Annotated in this window: 15 protein-coding genes; 5 read left to right on the forward strand and 10 right to left on the reverse strand. The window is 74.2% G+C overall.

Translation table 11 applies throughout. The features are described from left to right. Nucleotides 1-666 precede the first annotated feature (666 nt). Both TCUR_RS09205 and TCUR_RS09210 read left to right on the forward strand, forming a co-directional pair. On the forward strand, nt 667-2418 hold the full coding sequence (locus TCUR_RS09205; protein ID WP_012852220.1) for a substrate-binding and VWA domain-containing protein: 1752 nt from the start codon (nt 667-669) through the stop codon (nt 2416-2418). A gap of 84 nt (nt 2419-2502) precedes the next feature. After that, on the forward strand, nt 2503-3102 hold the full coding sequence (locus TCUR_RS09210; RefSeq protein WP_012852221.1) for a hypothetical protein: 600 nt from the start codon (nt 2503-2505) through the stop codon (nt 3100-3102). Nucleotides 3103-3114: 12 nt separating this feature from the next. Here the strand turns inward: TCUR_RS09210 and TCUR_RS09215 are convergent, their stop codons facing one another. Beyond that, nucleotides 3115-3744 (reverse strand): DUF1707 SHOCT-like domain-containing protein, encoded by a 630-nt coding sequence (locus tag TCUR_RS09215; RefSeq protein WP_012852222.1) that lies wholly within the window; start codon nt 3742-3744, stop codon nt 3115-3117. Nucleotides 3745-3942: 198 nt separating this feature from the next. Beyond that, nucleotides 3943-4923 (reverse strand): phosphotriesterase family protein, encoded by a 981-nt coding sequence (locus tag TCUR_RS09220; RefSeq protein WP_012852223.1) that lies wholly within the window; start codon nt 4921-4923, stop codon nt 3943-3945. Between the two features lie 126 nt (nt 4924-5049). Here TCUR_RS09220 and TCUR_RS09225 point away from each other — a divergent pair, with 126 nt between their 5' ends. Beyond that, entirely contained in the window at nt 5050-5655 is a 606-nt protein-coding gene (locus tag TCUR_RS09225; RefSeq protein ID WP_012852224.1) for a TetR/AcrR family transcriptional regulator, read from the forward strand. An 81-nt stretch (nt 5656-5736) separates the two neighbouring features. Here the strand turns inward: TCUR_RS09225 and TCUR_RS09230 are convergent, their stop codons facing one another. From TCUR_RS09230 to TCUR_RS09260, 7 genes are all read right to left on the reverse strand, one after another. Further along, a complete protein-coding gene (locus TCUR_RS09230; RefSeq protein ID WP_012852225.1) occupies nt 5737-6363 on the reverse strand; it encodes a malonic semialdehyde reductase in 627 nt (208 codons plus the stop codon). A gap of 118 nt (nt 6364-6481) precedes the next feature. Further along, complete coding sequence (locus tag TCUR_RS09235) at nt 6482-8233, reverse strand: TRAFAC clade GTPase domain-containing protein (RefSeq protein ID WP_012852226.1); 1752 nt, start codon at nt 8231-8233, stop codon at nt 6482-6484. A gap of 4 nt (nt 8234-8237) precedes the next feature. Further along, a complete protein-coding gene (locus TCUR_RS27015) occupies nt 8238-10592 on the reverse strand; it encodes a GAP1-N2 domain-containing protein (protein ID WP_012852227.1) in 2355 nt (784 codons plus the stop codon). A 3-nt stretch (nt 10593-10595) separates the two neighbouring features. Continuing rightward, a complete protein-coding gene (locus tag TCUR_RS09245) occupies nt 10596-11828 on the reverse strand; it encodes a TRAFAC clade GTPase domain-containing protein (protein ID WP_012852228.1) in 1233 nt (410 codons plus the stop codon). Nucleotides 11829-11830: 2 nt separating this feature from the next. After that, nucleotides 11831-14431: a SaeA-related protein gene (locus TCUR_RS09250; RefSeq protein WP_012852229.1), complete on the reverse strand. Its 2601-nt coding sequence runs from the start codon at nt 14429-14431 to the stop codon at nt 11831-11833. A gap of 15 nt (nt 14432-14446) precedes the next feature. Next, the gene (locus TCUR_RS09255; RefSeq protein WP_012852230.1) at nt 14447-16030 is read right to left on the reverse strand and encodes an Hsp70 family protein; all 1584 of its coding nucleotides are present in this window, start codon (nt 16028-16030) and stop codon (nt 14447-14449) included. 3 nt (nt 16031-16033) lie between these two features. After that, complete coding sequence (locus TCUR_RS09260) at nt 16034-16720, reverse strand: nucleotide exchange factor GrpE (RefSeq protein ID WP_245537019.1); 687 nt, start codon at nt 16718-16720, stop codon at nt 16034-16036. Between the two features lie 264 nt (nt 16721-16984). Between TCUR_RS09260 and TCUR_RS09265 the strand changes: the two genes are divergently transcribed. Both TCUR_RS09265 and TCUR_RS09270 read left to right on the forward strand, forming a co-directional pair. Continuing rightward, nucleotides 16985-17689: an ACT domain-containing protein gene (locus TCUR_RS09265; protein WP_012852232.1), complete on the forward strand. Its 705-nt coding sequence runs from the start codon at nt 16985-16987 to the stop codon at nt 17687-17689. Nucleotides 17690-17920: 231 nt separating this feature from the next. Beyond that, nucleotides 17921-18583 carry a class II aldolase/adducin family protein gene (locus tag TCUR_RS09270; protein ID WP_245537020.1) on the forward strand — a complete coding sequence of 221 codons (663 nt, stop codon included), beginning with the start codon at nt 17921-17923 and terminating at the stop codon, nt 18581-18583. A 161-nt stretch (nt 18584-18744) separates the two neighbouring features. On the opposite strand, the gene TCUR_RS09275 is transcribed toward TCUR_RS09270, so the two are convergent. Next, nucleotides 18745-19749: an ADP-ribosylglycohydrolase family protein gene (locus TCUR_RS09275; protein ID WP_012852234.1), complete on the reverse strand. Its 1005-nt coding sequence runs from the start codon at nt 19747-19749 to the stop codon at nt 18745-18747. Nucleotides 19750-19761 lie beyond the last annotated feature (12 nt).

Here is a 19761-nt window from a genome sequence, read left to right on the forward strand (position 1 = left end):
GCGGCGCGGAACCGCCACGGCACCGGAATGAGGAAACGGGTGTCAGCGCCGTCTGCCGGGGTAGTGGCCCTCTGCACCGCCTCTCCCGGCGCACCGGAAGGTGCGTGAGACGGGCCCGCTGAGATCGACCACCGGGCTGATTCCCAGGGCCGCCGCGAACGCGGCGGCCCTGGCCGGTCTACGCCTGCCAGAACTTTGCAGCCGTCTTCCGGCCGGCCGGGCCCATCGACCGCGGTGGGCGTCTTCGGCAGGAGGCACGGCCGGTGGCGCCTGGCTGCCGCGTGCGCCGTCGCCGGTCGCGGACACGAACCCGCCGGGACGCCTGGGCCGCCGCACCTGCGAACCGCTCTTCTCCGAACGCGTTTCGTGCTCGGACCGGCCGGGCCGTCCGGAGCGGAATAGGCGGTCTTGTATGGCAAAGGGCGGAACCTTCACAAGAGCGCAAGAAGTCTTATCTGCGAAAGTTGCTGGTAGTGGCGTTGTCCGGCCCGGTAGCGTTGCGCCGCGGCCGGCGATGATCGCCGCCGGTCCGGCGGCCCGTTGGAGGTTTCCGTGTACCACCCGCCCCCCGCTCCGCCTCCCGGTTTTCCGCCACCGGGTTTCCCGCCTCCGCCGGGACCCGTGCTGCCGCCCGTGCCGCCACGGCGCAGATGGCCGGGCAGGCTCATGTCGCTCTTCGTCATCCTGGTCGTCGCCATCGTCATCGTGTCCGTGGTGGCGCTGGTCAAGGCGGTGAGCGGTGGCGGGTGCGGCACCGGTGGGATCACGCTGAACCTGGTCACCTCCCCGGAGAAGGCGGGGATCGTCCGCCGGGCGGCTGAGGACTACTCCGGCCGCGAGGTGGACGGCCGGTGCGTGCACGTCGCCGTCCAGGTCAAGTCCTCCGGCGAGGCGATGAGCGCGCTGGCGCGCGGCTGGGACGCCCAGACCGACGGGCCGGTGCCGGATGTGTGGTCACCGGCCGGCTCCGGCTGGGTCACCCTGCTGCGGCACCGGCTCGCCCAGTCCGAACGCCGCCTGGATCTGCTGCCGGAGCAGAGCCAGGGGATCGCCGCGGCGCCCCTGGTGATCGCCATGCCCAAGCCGATGGCGCAGGCCCTGGGCTGGCCGGACCGGGAACTGGGCTGGTCGGACCTGCTGAAGCTGGCGCGCGACCGGCGGGGCTGGGGCGCGGTCGGGCACCCGGAGTGGGGAGAGTTCCGCATGGGCAAGACCAACCCCGGCTTCTCCACCTCCGGGCTGAACGCCACGGTCGGGGCCTACTACGCCGCCGCGGGCAAAACCAGCGGCCTGACCGCCGCCGACCTGCGGCGCGCCGGCGTCCAGGCGGCCGTGCGGACCCTGGAGAACTCCGTCGTCCACTACGGCGACACCACGCTGACCTTCCTGGAAGGGCTGCAGCGCGCCGACGACGCCGGCGCCGGGCTGTCGTATGTGTCGGCCGTGGCGGTGGAGGAGATGTCGGTCCACTACTACAACCAGGGCAACCCCACCGGGGACCCGGCCCAGGCCGGCAAACATCCCAAGCCGAAGACGCCGCTGGTGGCCATCTACCCCAAGGAAGGAACGCTGGTCTCCGACCACCCCTATGTCATCTTGCGCACCATCGCCCCCGGCAAGCGCCGCGCCGCCGAGGATTTCCTGTCCTACCTGCGCGGTGAGCGGGTGCAGCGGGCCTTCCGCGCCGACGGCTTCCGCGGCTTCGACAACCGGCCCGGCGAGGTGATCAAGGAGGCCGACGGGCTGCTGCCGGACCGGCCGCGCAAGACGCTCGCCCCGCCGGACCCCGAGGTGCTGGACGGGGTGCTGCGCAGCTGGGAGTCGTTGCGCAAGCGGGCCAACGTGCTGTTCCTGGTGGATGTGTCCGGCTCGATGGCCGAACCGCTGCCGGGCACCGGCCGCACCAGGATGCAGCAGGCCCAGCGCGCGCTCCGGCAGGCCGTCGACGACTTCGTCGCAGTGGACCGCGTGGGACTGTGGGAGTTCTCCACCGATCTGGGCGGCGGCCGCGACTACCGCCCGCTCGTCCCGATCAGGCCGATGAGCACCCCCGGGCACCGGGAGCGGCTGCGCGAGCAGATCGCCGCACTGCGCCCGCGCGGCGACACCGGGCTGTACGACAGCACGCTGGCGGCCTTCCGGCACGTGCGGGCCGTCCGCCAGGACGGGGCGATCAACTCGGTGGTGGTGCTCACCGACGGCCGCAACGACGACCCCGGCGGCGGGCTGTCGCTGGAGGAACTGCTGAAGGAGCTGGACGGCGCCGACGGAGTGCGGATCTTCACCATCGCCTACGGCGCCGGAGCCGACGGCGGGGCGCTGAAGAAGATCTCCGAGGCCACCGACGCCGCCGCCTACGACTCCCGCGACCCGGCCACCTTGGACAAGGTGCTGACCCAGGTGGTCTCCAACTTCTGAGCGGCGGCGCTCAGCGGGCCACCCGGCGGCCGGGTGGCCCGCGCGGCCGGGGATTGGCTACCTTCCGGCGCGGAGGTACCGGGAATGCCGAAGTTCTCGATGGTCCTGGGCGGCTATGACCCGCGGCAGGTGGACGAGATGGTGGCCAAGCTGGAGGGCACACTGGGCCGTGCCCCCCTGCAAGGGCCGCCGGTCACCCTCAAGCTGCTGGAGTGGACCAGCTTCAGCGTCGCGCTGCGCGGCTACGACCGGTTCGAGGTGGACGGGGCGATGCGCCGCTACCGCCGGGAACTGGCCGCGCTGGAGGGCGTGGAACTGACCGACGACGAGCCGGACGGCGGGCTGAGCCTGGTGCTCGGCGAGCCCGAACCCGAGCCGGAGCACAGGACCGGGCCCGAGCTCCAGCGGCTGCACCTGCCGCTGGAGCTGCGCGAGGAGATCCGCCGCGAGCACGGCCTGGCGGTGCGCTGGCGCGGCTATGACCGCCACCAGGTCGAGCAGTTCGTGGTGCGGATATGGGGCCGCCTGGGCCGCTACTCCCTGCGCGCCTACCGCATCGAGCCCGAGCCGCTGGAGGACCGGGAGCTGGACGAGGCCGCCTTCGACATCGTGCTGCGCGGCTACGACATGGCCGCGGTCCACCGCATGCTGGCCGATTACCGGCGGCGGCTGACCGGGCGCTGACCGCCGGCGGGATCAGTCCTCTGCCTTCTTGAGCTCCTTCTTCTTGCGGCGCTTGACCGTCACGCCGCCCCAGAAGGAGAAGCCGCCGACCACCACCTTGGGCGCCCCGGGCGCGCCCGGCCCGGTGGCCTTGTCGTCGAAGGCGCCCATGATGCCCAGCCCCCGCACGGTGACCTCCAGGTCCTCGGGGACGATGACGTCGATGCCACCCATGATGGCAAAGGCGTTGATCCGCAGTTCCGGCTCGCTGAAGCGGGCCTCGGTCAGGTCGATCGTCCCGCCGCCCCAGAAGGCGAACCCGGTGAAGCGGCGCGGCGCCGTCCAGGGCCCCCGCCGCTTGAACTCGCTCATGATCGCGATACCGGTCCGGGAGGTGGGCTCGCCACCGGTGATGCGCTGGCCGGGCGGCACGGGGCCGAAGGCGGGCACGGCGCCGCCCGGCAAGTCGCGGGTGAGCGCTTCCAGCTCCCCATAGGTACGGGCGGTGTAGGCGGCGGTCAGCCGCTCCTCCAGTTCCTCGAGGTTGATCCGGCCGTCACCGGCGGCCTCGCGCAGCCTCTGGGCCACCTGCTCGCGATCGGCGTCGGAGGCCCGCAGATCCCGCGGGTCGGCGGGGATCCGGCGGTCGGGAAGATCGGTCATGGCCCTACCGTAATTCGGGCGTGTCGCGGTTTCGAGTGCGGTGCGGTCACCGGCCGGCTCCGGACGGGCACCCCTTCCCCGGACGAGCGTGCGCCCCGGCGCCGGCGGGCGGCCCGTGCGCCCGCCGGAAAGGAGGACGCGCGTCCGGCGGCCCCGCGGGAAGCCGCCGGCGCACGCGGTCATCCGGGACGAGCGGGCTCAGGCGCCGCTGAAGTAACGGCGGGGGTTGCCCACCAGCATCTGCTCGATCTGGGCCTCACTGACCCCGGCGGCGCGCAGCGCGGGCAGCACGTCCCGGCCGATGTGCCCGTAGTGCCAGTTGGGGGCCATGCTGCGCAGCGACTCCGGGTCGGGGCCGAACCAGTCCATGTAACAGCTGGCGTCATGGCTGAGCACCATCCGGTCGGCGTACCCCCGCTCGCACAGCGCCGCGACGGTGGCCACGCGCTGCTCGGTGGGGTTGAACACATCCAGCCCGAAGCGGTCCATCCCCAAGATCGCGCCGGTGTCGGCCAGCTCCATCAGGTAGTCCAGGTCGTTGCTGTCGCCGGCGTGGCCGATGACGACCTTGGAGGGGTCCACGCCCTCCTTGCCGAGCAGCTCCAGCGCCGGCCGTCCGGTCTGCGCGGCGGCCGAGGTGTGCACGGTGATCGGCGCCCCGGTCTCCCGGTGGGCGGCGGCCACCGCGCGCAGGATGCGGGTGACGCCGGGGGTCAGGCCCTGGGCCTCCACGCAGCACTTGAGGAAGGCCGCCTTGACGCCGGTGTCGGCGATGCCCTCGGTCAGGTCGCGCACGAACATCTCCACCAGCGGCTCCGGGCCGCCCAGCAGCGTGTCCGGGCCGCGGTAGTGCAGCTGGAAGGGCAGCTGATCGTAGGAGTACAGGCCGGTGGCCACGATGATGTTCAGCTCCGGCACCTGCTCGGCGATGCGCTGGATGCGCGGGATGTAGCGGCCCAGCCCCCACACCGTCGGGTCGGCGATCGTGGAGACCCCCTGCGCGGCCAGGTCGCGCAGCTTGGCCACCGCGTCGGCGACCCGCTCCTCCTCGTCCCACCAGCCGCCGAGGCCGTAGTTGTGCACATGCTCGGTGGACAGGACGAACACATGCTCGTGCATGTACGTCCGGCCCAGTGCGGCGACGTCGACGGCGCCCCTGACGGTCTCCACGGTGGTCATGTCCGCCTCCTCGCGTACCGACTAGTCGGTACCTGGCAAACTTAGGGGGAGCGCAGGCGCAGTGGCAGGCTTTTCGGCACATCGAGCGAGCGGAGCTTTCCGGACCGGCGGCGGGAGGGCGGGGGCATGGCCGGTGACAGACGGCCCGCCGGCGCGCGGACGTCGCCGACGGAGCGGCGCATTCTGGCCGCCGCCGTGCACCTGTTCGCCGAGCACGGCTTCGACGGCACCTCCGTGCAGCAGATCGTGGAACGGGCCCAGATCACCAAGGGCGGCCTCTACCACTACTTCGGCTCCAAGCAGGACCTGCTGCAGGAGATCTACCAGTCGCTGATCAGCCGCCAGCTGCAGGACCTGGAGCGCATCCTGGCGGCCGGGCTGGACCCGCCCGCCACCGTGCGGGCGGTGATCGAGGCGCTGGTGATCTCCACCGCCGAGCACATCGACGAGGCCAAGGTCTTCGCCCGGGAGCTGAACCGCCTCGACCCGGCCCGCCTGGCCGCGGTGCGCGCCGAGCGGCGCCGCTACCACACCGCCTTCCGCGACCTCATCGAACGGGGCCAGCGCGAGGGGGTGTTCTCCCGCGTCGCCCCCGCCGACACCGTGACGCTGATCGTCTTCGGCATGGTCAACGAGATGCCCCGCTGGTACCGGGCCGACGGTCCCAAACCCGCCTCCCGTTTCGCCGCCGAGGTCGCCGACTTCGTCCTGACCGCCCTGCGGCCCCGCTGAGCGGGCCCGCCCGGCCGGGGAAACGGGCCGGGGCCCGCGGACGTGCTGCGAGCCCCGGCGCGAAGGGGATCCTCGGGCGGATCAGACGGTGGTGACGACCTGCTCGTAGTCCAGGCGCGGGTTGCGGTCGAACCAGGCGTTGGGGCCGGGCTTGCCGACGTTGACCACGGCGATGGCCCGGTGGCGGCCGTCGGGGAAGAACTCCGCAGACAGGCCGTCGGCGTCGAAACCGGTCATCGGGCCGGCCGCCAGCCCGGCGGCGCGGATGCCCACGATCAGGTAGCCCAGCTGGATGGCGGCGTTGAAACGGGCCGCACCGGCCCGGGCCTCGGGGTCGGCGAAGGCGTCCTTGGCGTTGGGGGCGTGCGGGAACACCGTCGGCAGGTGCTCGTGGAAGTCGTTGTCGGCGGCGACGATCAGCGTCAGCGGCGCGGTGGCGGTCTTGTCCCGGTTGCCCGGGGACAAGTGCTTGATCAGCCGCTCGCGGGCCTCCTTGCTGCGCACCGCCACCAGCCGCAGCGGCTGGGAGTTCATCGCGGTGGGCCCCCACTTCACCAGCTCGTAGATCGCCCGCACCTGCTCGTCGGTGACCGGTTCGTCGGTGAAGGCGTTGGCGGTGCGCGCCTGGCGGAACAGCAGGTCCTGGGCGAAGGGGTCCAGGGCCAGCTCCTGCGCGGCGGTGTCGTCCTGCACGGTGGGTGCCGTCATATCGCAAACCTTCTGGCTCTAGAGGTTCGGGATCGTCCTCACGAAACGAGTTGAAGTTTCAACTCATTCCGGCGCTCTGAGTAAGCTCGATCACACCTCGCGGGCCGGGGCGCGGACGCTACGACCAGGGCAGGGCGTGCACGCCCTGGCCGACGCCGACCGCCAAGGCGGCGACGCCCAAGAGCACCAGACCGGCGAAGACCGACCAGCGCCCGGCCTGATAGCCCACCGGGACCAGCGCGTTGCGCCGGCCCCGCACCGGCCAGGGGTCGCGCAGCGGGGCGGTGCCGGGCACCTCCTCGTCGATCTCCAGCGGCGGGACCGGCGCCCCCTTCCGGCCGGCAGAAGGCAGCCCGGTCACCCAGCCGAGCAGCCCGGCCACCTCGGCCGGGTCGGTGTCCAGGCCCGAGCCGAAGTAACGCACCCGCCCGGCCAGCTGGTCCAGCGCCCGGATCGCGTTGCCCAGCCCCGCCTCCTGCAGCCAGCGGCGCACCCGCTCGCCCGCCTCCCGCCCGGACAGGCCCTCCAGGCCGGCCAGCGAGCGGCCGACCATGGTGGTGCGCAGCAGGTCGATCTTGGTCAGCACCACCGCCACCCGCCGCTGCCGGCCCCGGTCCGGACGCGAACGCAGCTCGTTGAGCACCCGCTGCAGGGTGTCGGCCGGGTCCTCCTCCGACGACGGCGCCGCCTGCTCCACCGCGGCCCGCTCCTCCTCGCTCAACGCCCGCCGCACCACCGGCAGCGCGAACGGGTCCACCACGAACAGCAGCGCCTCGCCGTGGTCGAGATAGCGCAGCGACTCCACCTCCCCGGCCCCGGTGAAATGCTCGCCGGCCGGGTCGAACAGGTAGAGGATGCGGTGCCCGGCGCCGGGCAGCTCCACATCCACCATGGTGGCCAGCGGCAGCTCCGGGCCGGTCTTGGCCAGCCGCCCGCCGCGCTGGAACTCCCGCATCGCGCTCGCGTACGCCTGCGCGTGCCGCCGCTCGACGAAGGCCAGCGCGCCGTGCGCGGCGCGGGCCCGCGCGTGCAGCGCACGGATGGCCAGGAACATGAACGTCGTCTTGCCCGCCGCCGGCCCCCCGACGAACGGCAGCGGCTCCACCCGCACCCGCCCGATCCGCTCCGGCAGCCGCCCGTTGCAGTGCGGGCAGTAGGCGGTCAGCCGGTAGCGGCCCAGCGGGATCGTGGTGGGCAGCCGCGCCCCGCACCGGCACACGTGCCGGAAGGCCCCGGCGGTGCCGGGCACCAGCCGCCGGTGCCGCAGCCCGCAGCCGGGACACTCATACACCGGCAGCGCGATCTTCTCGTAGCAGAACGGGTGCGGGCAGGTCTGCAGGATCCGCCCATAGGCCATGAACGCCCGCTCCAGCAGGCCCAGCGTCGCCACGCACACCAGCCACCCGCCCAGCCCGACCACCGCGACCAGGCCGTAGCAGGCCGTCAGCGCGGCGCCGATGACCGTGGCCGGCAGCGCCGCCAGCGCGATCCCGGCCACCAGCGCCAGCCACACCGGGATGAGGAAGTAACCCCACAGGCCGCCCAGCAGCACCCGGGTGACCTTGACGATCGCGGTGCGGGCGGTCTGCCAGGCCCAGGGCACGACCACCCGCGTCATCGCCCACCAGTCCAGCCACACCTGGCCCAGCAGGTAGTGCCGGTAGGCCACCTCGGGCACCGGGACGGGCGAGGGCCCTTTGGCGGTGATGGGCGCCAGCGTCCGCCACGCCTGCAGGTAGACGAACCCCAGCACCACGGCCCCGGCGCTCAGCAGCGTCAGCGTGAACAGCACCGGGAAGATGACGATGAAGCCCAGCCACATGGCGCCCAGCCACAGGGCCACCAGCAGGAACGCGATGACGGCGGGCACCGCCTCAGCCCTCCTCGCCGCCGGCCAGCAGTCTGCGCAGCTCGGCGCGCAGCTCCGGCTCCTGGCGCAGGTGCGACTCCAGCTGCCGGGAGGCCATCCAGCCCCCGGCGGCCGAACGCGCCCACGCCTCCAGGCGGGGCTCGCTGACCCCGGCCCGCCGCAGCCGCAGGGCGATCTCGACCAGCTCGTTGCGCTGCCCGGGCCCGAAAGCCGGCCGCCCCCAGATCCGCCGTCCCCGCGGCTCCATCCACCGCCCGGCCAGCCGGGCGCGGACCGGGGCGGAGGCGGCGGCCAGCACCGCCGCCCGGAAGCGGGTGTCGCGGCGGGCCAGCCGCCGGGCCGCCCAGGTGAAGGCGGTCCGGCACAGCTGCGGGTCGGCCTGGCCGGCGGCCGCGTGCACCACCTCCAGTTCGGCGGCGGCGGTGTCCGGCTGCGCGGCGCCGACGGTCTTGGCGTAGGCGATCAGCACCGCGGCGTCGCGGGCGGCGCGCGCCTGCGGTTCGAAGGCCGCCAGCACCTGCCCGGCCACCCGCAGCAGCACCGGGTCCTCCAGCGCCAGCTCGCCGTCCACCGCCGCCTGCCGGAACGTCCGCGACGGCAGCGCCGCCAGCGCCGGGTAGCGGGGCACCAGCTCCTCGTAGGCGTCCAGCAGCGCGCCGCACTCGGCCGCCGACGCCGGCACCGCCCACACCTCGCGCAGCACCGCGTCCACCGCCGCCGACTGCGATGCGTCCAGCCGCAGCAGCGCGCCGGTCACATCCACCCGGCGGTCCCGGTGCCGGCGCCCCACCGACGCCAGCACCGCCAGCCCCACCTCGGGCGCCTGCGACCAGTCCCGGGCCTGCAGCAGGTCGCAGGCCCGGTCGGTGAGCAGGGCGGCGCGCCCGGCCGCATCGGCCTGCGCCAGCCCGGCGATCACGCCGTCGGTCAGCCGCTCCCGCCAGGGGGCGGGCACCGCCGTCAGCGCCTCGGCCAGGTCGCCGGCGCCGCGGCGGGCGCACCGGACGGCGGCGGCGCGCACCTCCTCGGCGGCCGGCGGGACGCCGGCCCGTACGGCCGCCGCCACCAGATGCCCCACCCTCGTCAGGTCGGCGGCCTGCCGCAGCGCCTGCGTCAGCTGCGGCTCCAGCCGTTCCAGCGCCTGGGCCGACAGTTCAAAGCGCGGCAGCCGGCCGGCCAGGCCGGGGTCCTGCAGCGCCAGCATCGCGCAGCGCTCGGCGCACCGGTCGGCGACCTGCGCCGCCTGCACCCGCCGCGCCCAGGTGTGCATCGCCAGCGCCAGGTCGAACCCCACCGCCGGCAGCGCCGGCACCAGCTCCGGCCACACCCACTCGGGGACGCGCCCGCCGTGGCGGGTCAGCAGCTCGGCGGCCGGCTTCTCCTCCTCGGGGGAGGGGGCGGTGCGGCCCCGGCACAGCGCCAGCAGCGCCGCCGCCCGCTCCAGCGCCGGCGCCAGCGCGGCCTTTTCCGCGCCGCCGTCTTCGCCGTCGAGCTGGACGGTGACCAGCTCACCGAGCGCGTCCAGCCCGGCGAAATCGGCCTCCCGCCAGCAGTCCGCCACGGTGCGCGCGAACCGGCTGCCGCCGTCTCCGGCGGCGGCCCGCCCGGCCTTCTCCTCCCGGGGCTCCTTTTCGTCCAGGAAGAACGCCGGGTCGTCGGGGCGGACGGCCGACCACACATCGGGCGTGGTGCCCACCACCCGGTGCGGCGTGCCGGCGGGGTCGGCGGTGAAGGTGGTGAACGACAGCCGGGCCGCCACCGCCGCCGGCAGCGAATACGACAGCACCGCGATCCAGTGCACGATCGGCTCGGCGTCCCGGCACACCAGCACCAGCCTGCCGTGCCCGCGGTCCAGCGCCGCCACCGCCGTGTCCACCAGCCGCACCAGCAGGGGGTAGGAGTTCTCCGCGGCCAGCCGTTCGGCGAGCGTCTCGGGGGAGACGCCCGAGCCGGGCGGCAGGTCCTCCAGCGGGGCCAGCTCGCCGTCGCCCGGCTGCTCGGCCCAGATCTCCGCCTGCCACAGCTCGATCGGCCGCAGCCCCTCCAGCTCCTCCGGCTCGGCCACCACCGCGTGCGCGAAGAAGTTGCCCTGCCGGCCCGAATAGTCCTGGCCCAGGTAGCGCGAGCGCACCAGCAGCGCCCGCCCGCCCACCCGGTCGTAGGACAGCGCCACCGGGAAACGCTCCAGCTCCTTGGGGGTCGGCGACAGCGGCGCATCCGGCGGCGGCCGGTAGGCCATGAACGGGGTCACCGCCGCCCGCACGCCCGGCGGCAGGCCGGGCGTTTCGGCCACGAACTGAAACCCCGAACGGCCCGTCGGGCCCTTGCGCGCCGAGGTGTAGTGCAGTTGCCAGGCCACCTGTCAGCTCCCGTTCCCGTTCGCCCGGCCGCGCGTGCCCTCCAGCATGCCGAACCGGTGCAGCAGCCACAGCAGCGGATCCTCCACCCGGTGCGGGCGGACCCCGCCGGCGCCCACCCGGCCGTCGCTGGGCATCCCGCCCAGCGCCGAGACCCCGAACAGCGCGTACTCGGCGTACTGCTGGCGCAGGTACACATCCAGCTGCCCGGCCTGCCACTGGTGCAGCAGCCCCCGCACCTGGGCGTCCACCGCCTCCCGGTCGTCCAGGTCCAGCGTCCCCGGCGACGGGCGGGTGCGGTGCAGCGCCGACTGCACCGCCAGCGCCGGGGCCAGCGCGTCGATCTTGGTCAGCGCCACCGCCACCGGCACCTTCAGCCGCTCGCCGGTCCGCAGCTCCCGCCGCTGCCGCAGCGCCTCGGTGACCCGGGCGATCACGTTGATCGGCTCGGCGTCGGGGTCGGGCGGCGTGGCCGGCAGCAGCGCGGCGGCCTCCTCCCGCAGCGCCGCCCGCGCCCCCGGCAGCTCCAGCGGGTCCACCAGGAAGATGATCGCGTCGGCCGCCTCCAGGTAGCGCAGGTGCAGATCGCGCACCTCCCGGCTGCGCAGGTCCTCCCCGGCGGTGTCGAACAGCACCAGCACCAGCGACTCGGTGCGCTCGCGGCCCAGCCGCAGCCTGCTCGGCAGCCGGCGGCGGGCCTGCCGGGTGCGGGTCAGCAGGTACACCAGCGGCTCGCGGGGCGCGGTCGCGGCGCTGGTGGTGGTGGGCAGCAGCCGCCGCTCCTCATACAGCGGCCGGGCGAAGTCCCGCTTGTAGCGGTCGATGGTGCGGTCGTCGCAGGCCACCAGGGAGGCGTCCAGCTCGGTGCCGACCCGGTTCATCAGCTCATGCAGCAGCACCGCGATATAGGTGCTCTTGCCGGCGTTCTTGGCGCCCACCAGCGCCACGATCCGGCCCGGGGTCTCGCAGTAGGCCGCCGGCAGCGGGTTGTGGCAGTGCGGGCACACCCGCCGCGTGCTGACGCGCCCGCAGGAGGGGCACTCGGCCCGGCTGCGCCGTCCCGGCGCGGTGAACACCGGCGGCAGCGACGCCCCGGCCGTCGAGCCGGTGTAGGCGGCCAGCCGCTCATCCAGCACCGGGTCGCAGCCCTGGCCCCGGCCCGCCCGGCCCATGCAGCGGAAGGCGATCTGCTGGCGGGGCACCTCGGCGAAGCAGTAGGGGCAGGTGATCGGGCGCATCCTCACCTCAGGGTCTGGCGGCTGCGGACCGGGGGGTCGATCAGTTCGATGGACTCATCGTCGGCGAAACAGCGAAGCCAGTATGGCCCCGATCCGCCGGGCGCCGGCACCGAAAGCTCACCGGGGACCGGCACCTGCTCCCAGGTCCCCAGCACCCGGCCGTCCTCGGGCCGCTGCGGCTCCACCTGGCCGTCCCGGTGCACCAGGGTCAGGCGCGCCACCTGCAGCGGGTGCGGCGCCGACAGCCGGACCGTCAGCGACCGCCGCCACGGCGGCCCCGAGCGCCGCAGGTCGTAGCGGACCCGCCGGCGGGCCGGCAGCGTGGTCTGCGCCGCCGGTCCCACCACCCGCGCGCCCTGCCGCATCCCGGCCGCCGCGACCGCCACCGTGACCGGCTGGTCCGCCGGCACCGGCAGGTGGATCCCGCCGCCGGACTCATAGGCGGCGCGGGTGACCGTCAGCCGTTCCTCGCGGGGGGCGGACGCGCCGACCCGGTAGGTCAGCTCCACCTCCGCCACCTCCTCGGGCCAGTCGAACCCGACGTGCACCCTCTCCCCGCGCCGCTCGGCCACCAGCGCGGCCGGCGGAGGCAGGTTGACGTGCCGGTGGCAGGCGCCGATCGCCGCCAGGTCCCCCGACACCGTGACCGCCAGCAGCCACCCGCCGCCGTCCGGGCGCAGCATCAGCCCCCGGGAGGTGGGCGCCGCCGGCACTCTGCGGCCCGCCTGCAGCGCTTTGGCCGCCGGCAGCAGCGTGCCCACCGGCCAGGGCGGCGGCGCCTCCAGCATCAGGATCTCTACGGTGCCGCCGGGCGGGTGGGGAAAGCACAGCAGGGTCCGCGCCGGGTCCGCCGGGTCGGTCTCCACCGTCCACTCGCGCACCGGCTCGGGCGGGGCGTTCGGGGTGACCGAGGCCGTCACCCCCGGCGTCATCGTCTCCCGGCCCTCGCCGTCCAGGTAGACGGCGGCGATCCGGTAGTGGCAGGGAACCCCGTTGGGCACCTGCTCGCGGAAGCCGTCGCGTTCGGCCGCGACCGGCCGGCCCTCCCGCAGCACCACGATCCGCGCGGCGCCCGGCGGGGCGATCCAGCGGCCGGTCACCACCCCGTCGCCGGCCACCAGCTCCAGCGACTGCACCTCCGGGCGCACCACGACCGGATCCGCGCAGGTGATCGGCGCGTCCGCGGCGCCGCGCCGGGCCACCACCCCGTAGTACAGCGGCACGTTGACCGGCGGGTCCGCGTCGAACGCCCCGGTGGCCTCTGCGACCGCGGCCACCGTCTCCCCGTCGCCGTCCCCGCCCGGCGGGCGGCCTTGGCATCGCACCACCCGGTAGGTGATCTCGCCCACCGCGGACGGGCTGGGCGCCCAGTCCAGCCGCACCCCCGTCCCCTCGGCGACCGCCCGCAGGCGCGGCACCGGACGGGGCGGCAGGCGCCGCTGGTGCTCGGCGGCGCCCGGCAGGTCGCGCACCAGCGCCAGCGCGTCGGCCAGCATCCGCCAGGCCCGGTCGGCGTCGGTCTCGGCGGTGGCCGCCTCCCGCAGCCGCACGGCCGCCGCCACCCGCTGCCGGGCCTCCTCGGCCAGCAGCTCGGCCTCCTCCGGCAGCTCGGAGCCGGCCAGTTTCTCGCCCAGCAGCGCCGCCGCGTACACCTCCCCGGCGTCCAGCAGCGCCCGCAGCCGCGCCGCCACGCCGCCGCCGGGGCCGTCCTCGCGCAGCACCGCGAACACCAGGCGGCGCGCATCGGCCGGCTCGATCCCCAGGTCCTGCACCGCGTGCCGCAGCAGGGCGCCCTGGGAGGCCCGCTGGCGGTGCCGTTCCCGCAGCCGCTCGGTCAGGTCGTAGCAGATCAGCGCGTCCGGTGGGGCCTCCCGCAGCGCCACCAGCACCGTGCCGGCGTGGGTGCTGCTGCTGTCGCGGGCGCGCCGCGCCCACTGCTCGGCCGCCTGCTGCACGGCCTGCGCCAGCGCCTGCGGGCCGGGCGGCACGCCGGGGGCGGCGAACCCCTCCAGCACCCGCATCGGCCCGCCCAGCGCGTCCCCGAACAGGAACTCGGCCAGATGCCGGTGGCCCAGCACATCCAGCGACTCGCGCACCTTGCGGTAGCCGGCGTACGGCGGGGAGGCCGGCAGCCGGTCCGGGTCGCGGATCTCGATCCGTTCGACCTTGGCCACCGACTCCAGTTCACCGGGGGCGATGCCGGCCGCCCGCGCCAGCTCCTCCACCTCGGCCGGGGTGACCATCCGCACCTCGCCGGCCGCGTCGGTCAGGCGGGCGCGGGCGTCGGCCAGCCGCTGCGCGCTGCGTTCCCGGCTGCCGCGCAGCCGCTCGGCCAGCGGGCGCACATCGCCCCGCTCGGCGGCGGCGAACAGCGGCGCCAGCTGCCGGTGCTCGGCCTCCAGCCGGTCGATCAGCTTGCGGTACTTCAGCTGCCCCCGGGCGCGCCGCCAGCACTGGCGCACCAGCCGGACCTGCTCGGCGACCTGGGCGGGCACCAGCGGCTCGCGCAGCCGGTAGCGCACCCGCAGGTCCTCCGGGGGCTGATCGCCCGCCTCCCGCGCGGGCTCCAGCACCTCCCGCTTGTAGTCGTCGTCAAACCCCATGAAACGCGGTCACCGTCAGCTGACCTGGACGCGGGACAGGGCGGCGCGCGAGCGCTCGACCTCCTCTTCGGACATGCCGCCCACGTCCACCTTCAGCTCCAGCTTCTCGCCGGTCTCCTTCTCCACGGCCGTCACGTGCAGCAGGCCGGAGGTGTCCAGCTCGAAGGTGACCTCCACCGGCCAGCCGGCCCGCTTGCCCGGCGGGATCTTGATGACGCCGGTGGCGATCTCGTTGTTGTCGGCCGGCTCGGGGGACTCCACGCTGCCGGCCTGCTCCATCACCCGCACGTCGGCGGCGGTCTGGTTGTCGTAGACGGTGAAGAAGTCCTCGGTGTGCGAGGCCGGCAGCTCGTCGTTGGCGTGCACCAGGTGGGCGACCTGCTCGGCCTGGGTCTCGCGGTCCACCACCACGATGCCGAAGGCGTGCGAGGCGACGGTCTTGATCTGCCGTCCGGCGATCTGCCGCTGCTGCTCGGCCGACAGTCCCGCCTTGCTGGCCATCTCCTGGGCCTGCTCGGTGGCGCCCGAGCGCAGCAGCCGCCGGTAGGTCTCCTCGAAGGCGTACAGCGCCGCGCCCTTGGCCACCGCCAGGTCGGGGTCCTGCAGCCGGGGTTTGAGGCCGAGTTCGGCCTCCAGCCGCGCGGCCACCGCGGGCATCTTGGTGGAGCCGCCGACCAGCACCAGGTCGTCGTAGTCGGTGATGCCCTTGTCGGCGGCGGTGGCCAGGGTCCGCCCGGTGATCTCGATGGTGCGGTCCAGCAGGTCCTTGGTGATCTCCTCGAACTTCTCGCGGGTGATCTCGATGGCCGCGGCCCGCCCGTCGTGCATCACCCGCACCGTGTAGGAGGTGCGGGTGGTCAGCGCCTTCTTGGCGTCCTCGGCGTCGCGGCGCAGTTGCTGCTCGGTCTGCTTGTCGTCCAGCGGGTCGCCGGCGTCGGGGTGCTCTTCGCGGAACCGCTCGGCCAGGTACTCCACCAGCCGCGCGTCCCAGTCCGCACCGCCCAGCTCGTGGTCGCCGTCGGTGCAGATCACCTCGATGTTGCCGTCGCGCAACGCGATGACGGTGGTGTCGAAGGTGCCGCCGCCCAGGTCGTAGACCAAGATGGTGCGGTCCTGCTCGGGGTTGAGCACCCCGTAGTTGATGGCCGCGGCGATGGGCTCGGAGATGATGTCGATCACGTTGAGCCCGGCGATCCGGCCGGCCTTGCGGGTGGCGTCCCGCTCGGCGGCGCCGAAGTAGGCCGGCACCGTGATCACCACGTCCCGGGCGTCCTCACCGGTGGTGGTGCGCGCGTCGGTGGCCAGCTTGAGCAGGATGAACGCGCTCAGCTCCTCGGGGGTGTAGCCGAACTCGTGAATGGGGTAGGTGATGTCGCGCCCCATGTCGCGTTTGATGAGGCTGACCACCTTGTCGGGCTCCAGCACCGCGTTGTCCTTGGCGGTCGCGCCGACGATCACGTTGTCGCTGGTCTCGAAGTAGACCACCGAGGGGGTGGTGTCGGTGCCCTCGAGATTGCGCAGGACCGTGGGACGCCCCACCTCGTCGATGCAGGCTATGCACGAGTACGTGGTTCCCAGGTCGATCCCATAGACAGCCATGTCCTACTCACCTGTTGGTCGGTCGGATCGGGGATGCGGCGCGGAGTCGGCCGGGTCGTCGCGGTCCGGGGTGGGGGGACGCCCGATGCGGACTTCGGCCTTGCGGACCACCCGGTCGGCCCGCTCGAAGCCGTCGCTGCACACGCTGATGACGGCGCCCTCGAGCGCGGGGTCCTCGACGGTCTCGACGGCGACCGGGCGGTGCCGGGCGGGGTCGAAGGGGTCGCCGGGCCGGGCGGTGAAGCGTTCGACGCCGGTGCGCGCCAGCGCCTCGGCGATCTCGTCGGCGACCGTGGCCAGCAGCGCGGCGGCGTGCCGGGGCTCGGGCGGGTCGTCGGCCCAGCGCCGCGCCTCGCGTCTGGTCAGGTCGTGCAGCCGGTAGAGCACGGCGCGCACCGGTTCGAACAGGGTCTGCAGCTCGCCGCGGCGCAGCGTCTGCACGTCGGCGTGCAGCCGGTCGATCACGGCCTCCCGGTGCGCGGCCCGCTCGTGCTCGCGTTCGAGGGCGGCCGCCAGCCGGGCCAGTTCGGCGGTCAGGCGATCGATGTCGAGGGCCGGCTGGGGCGGCCCGGCGTGCGGTTCGGTATGCGGCGGACGCTCCGGCTCCGGGGGACCGGTGGCCCCGTCACGTCCGTCGGCGGAGCGGGCTTCGGCGGAGGAGGCGGAAGGAAGGTCCTGGGCTCTCGACACGTGCAGCAACATTAATGAGCCGTGACCTCCCGCGACAGACCCGCGCTTTGTGTTGTCACCCCATCATGGTGGCTTTTCCTGGGCGAATGTTGGTCATGACACGGATGTTGCGCCATCGGGCGCCCGGGCGTGCCGCCGTGCCGGAGGCGGATCCGGGGAAGGATATTCGAAATCCATATCACCTCATGCTTCTCGGTGCGGAAACGACGGGGTAACACGCTGGAAACCGGACATGCGCAGGCTGGGGTGTACGAGGAGGTGACGATGTTGTTGCGGATCAGGGTGCGACTGCCGGACCGGCCGGGCTCGCTGGGCAAGGTGGCCCGGACGCTGGGGGCCGCGGGCGCCGACATCGTCCAGATGACCGTGTTGGAACGTGACGGCGGGCGGGCGCTGGACGACTTCACGGTGCTCTGGCCGACCGGTGCCGGCGTCGACCGGCTGCGTGAGGGGCTGACCTCGGTGCCCGGGGTGGAGGTGGTCGGCATCTGGCCCACCGCCGAGCCGCAGGGGACCGGCCAGGACGTCGCGCTGATCGGCCAGCTGGCCGCCGCGGGGGAGAGGGCGCTGGCCGTCCTGACCGACGCGGTGCCGGCCATGCTCAGCGCCGACTGGGCGGGACTGCTCAAGGTCGCGCCGGAGGGCGACGACGCCGGAGAGGCCGTGCTGGTCCACACCAGCCTCGGCGTGTTCGGCGGGATCGAGGTGCCGCCGCTGGAACCGCTGCGGCCGCGTGCCTTCACCGCCGCCGACGGCACGCGCTATGCGGTGATCCCGATCGGGGACCGGCGGCTGGCGCTGCTGGTCGCCCGGACCGGGGCGCCGCCGTTCCACCGCAGCGAGGTGCTGCGGCTGACCCAGCTGGTGGGCGCCGCCGAGGCGGTGCTCGGCGACCGGCTGTGGGCCGAGTCGGGCCCGCTTCCCCGGGTGGGCCCGGCGGTCACCGCTGCGGGAGGAGGGGCTTCGTAACACTCCGGAAACCAATGACATGTTCCGGGCGTCTACTTTCTTTAAAGCGTGGCTCTCGGTGCGGCGGCGCGGTCGCATCGAGAGCCATTTCCTTATGCTGTGTTTCTGCTGTGGCGATAAGTGACTAATCGTCGGATGTGAGACGGTTCGGTCGGGGAGCCGCCCCGATCACCGGATCCGCAGAGCCGGCGTCGGGGACGCGCTCTGCCGCCTTCCGGTGGCCGGGACGCCGTGGACGCGAGGTCGGGGATGCTGCTGGAGGACGAACGCCGGGAGCTGTGCGAGATCGGCCGCAAGATGGTCGACACCGGGCTGGTCCTGGGCGCCGCCGGCAACATCAGCGTGCGCCGGGGCGACCTGGTGGCGGTCTCCCCGGCCGGGATGCGCCTGGAGCGCATGACCCCCGCCGACTGCCCGGTGATCGACCTGACGGGCGCCGTCGTCGAAGGCGAGCGGGAACCGTCCTCGGAGACCCCCATGCACCTGGCGGTCTACGAGGCCACCGGGGCCCCGGCGATCGTGCACACCCACTCCACCTACGCCGCGGTGGTGGCCACGACCCTGACCGAGCTGCCCCCGCTCCACTACAACACCCTGCTGCTCGGCGGGATCGTCAAGGTCGCCGAATACGCCACCTACGGCACGCCCGAACTGGCCGCCAACGTCCGCAAGGCGATGGACGGGGGGATGCGGGCGGCGCTCATGGCCAACCACGGCGGCGTCACCATCGGCGCCGACCTGGAGGACGCCTTCGAGAACGCCCGGCTGCTGGAGTGGCTGTGCGGCCTTTACGTGCGCGCCAAGTCCATCGGCGAACCCCGCGTCCTCACCAGTGAGCAACTGCGCCGGGTCACCGAACGCGGCCTGCGCCCCCGCCCGCTGCCCGCCGATTGAGGACGCACCCCCGGTGCGGCCGCTCCCTCCGCGGACCGAAGGCTCGGGTGGACGGCGCCGCTTCGGCGGGCCTTTCGCGCCCGGAGACCTCGGCCAGGCCCCGACGCCGTGACGGTCCGGGCCGGTGCATCGCCCGTGGCCGCGACGCACCCGCGGCGCGGTCAGTCCCAGGCGCGGCCGAAGCGGGCCAGCTTCTCGGCGTACTCGATGCGGCCGGCCCAGCCGGCGGGCCAGGCGTCCATGCCCAGGTGCGCCCCGGCGAACGCCCCGGCCAGGCAGGCGATGGAGTCGGAGTCGCCGGAGCTGGCCGCGCCCCGCCGGATCGCCGCCACCGGGTCGCCGGGGAACAGCAGGAAGCACAGCAGCGCGGTGGCCAGCGCCTCCTCGGCCACCCAGCCCTCCCCGGTGATCCGGCACGGGTCGTCCTCCCGGCCGGCCCGCGCCAGCGCCTCCTCCAGACGGTCCAGCGCCGTCAGGCACTCTCGCCGGCCGAGGGCGATGAACTCCCGCGGGCCGTCCGCGCCCGCCCGCCGCCACAGGTCCTCCAGCCACTGCTCACGGTAGGCGGCGGCATGGCAGCGTTCGCGCAGCGCGGCGGGCAGCTCGGCGGGGGCCAAGCCCTCGCGCAGCCACCACACCGCGAACGCGGTCAGCTCGGCGGCGACCAGGGCGGTCGGGTGGCCGTGGGTGAGCGCCGCCTGCAGCTGGGCGGCCCCGGCCCGCTGCTCGTCGGTCAGCCCGGGCACCAGGCCCACCGGCGCCACCCGCATGTTGGCGCCGCAGCCCTTGGAGCGGTGCTGGGTCGCCTCCACCCACCGCAGCCCGTCCTCCAGGTTCCGGCAGGACTGCAGGCAGGTGGCGCCCGGGGCGCGGTCGTTGTCCGGATCGTGCAGCCAGTCGATGAAGTGCCGCCGCCAGCGGGGAAGCACCGACTCGGGGGCGAGCGGCGGATGCTCCAGGGCGCCCAGCAACCCCTCGGCCACCGCGATCGTCATCTGCGTGTCGTCGGTGACCAGCGCCGGCGCGCCGGGCAGATCCCGCGGCCCCTCCTCCCCGAACCGGTCGCGGATCGTCTGCATGTCCAGGAACTCCGTCTCGGCGCCGAGGGCGTCCCCGTAGGCCAGTCCGAAGAGGCAGCCGCTGGCGGCCCGGGCGATGGGGGGCATGCGCCGATCCTA

Source organism: Thermomonospora curvata DSM 43183 (assembly GCF_000024385.1).
GTDB lineage: Bacteria > Actinomycetota > Actinomycetes > Streptosporangiales > Streptosporangiaceae > Thermomonospora > Thermomonospora curvata.

Excerpts from the sequence above, each read along its gene's own strand:
- TCUR_RS09205 (WP_012852220.1), top strand. The coding sequence starts at position 667 with ATGTCGCTCTTCGTCATCCTGGTCGTCGCCATCGTCATCGTGTCCGTG.
- TCUR_RS09210 (WP_012852221.1), top strand. The coding sequence starts at position 2,503 with ATGCCGAAGTTCTCGATGGTCCTGGGCGGCTATGACCCGCGGCAGGTG.
- TCUR_RS09215 (WP_012852222.1), bottom strand. The coding sequence starts at position 3,744 with ATGACCGATCTTCCCGACCGCCGGATCCCCGCCGACCCGCGGGATCTG.
- TCUR_RS09220 (WP_012852223.1), bottom strand. The coding sequence starts at position 4,923 with ATGACCACCGTGGAGACCGTCAGGGGCGCCGTCGACGTCGCCGCACTG.
- TCUR_RS09225 (WP_012852224.1), top strand. The coding sequence starts at position 5,050 with ATGGCCGGTGACAGACGGCCCGCCGGCGCGCGGACGTCGCCGACGGAG.
- TCUR_RS09230 (WP_012852225.1), bottom strand. The coding sequence starts at position 6,363 with ATGACGGCACCCACCGTGCAGGACGACACCGCCGCGCAGGAGCTGGCC.
- TCUR_RS09245 (WP_012852228.1), bottom strand. The coding sequence starts at position 11,828 with ATGCGCCCGATCACCTGCCCCTACTGCTTCGCCGAGGTGCCCCGCCAG.
- TCUR_RS09250 (WP_012852229.1), bottom strand. The coding sequence starts at position 14,431 with ATGGGGTTTGACGACGACTACAAGCGGGAGGTGCTGGAGCCCGCGCGG.
- TCUR_RS09255 (WP_012852230.1), bottom strand. The coding sequence starts at position 16,030 with ATGGCTGTCTATGGGATCGACCTGGGAACCACGTACTCGTGCATAGCC.
- TCUR_RS09265 (WP_012852232.1), top strand. The coding sequence starts at position 16,985 with ATGTTGTTGCGGATCAGGGTGCGACTGCCGGACCGGCCGGGCTCGCTG.
- TCUR_RS09275 (WP_012852234.1), bottom strand. The coding sequence starts at position 19,749 with ATGCCCCCCATCGCCCGGGCCGCCAGCGGCTGCCTCTTCGGACTGGCC.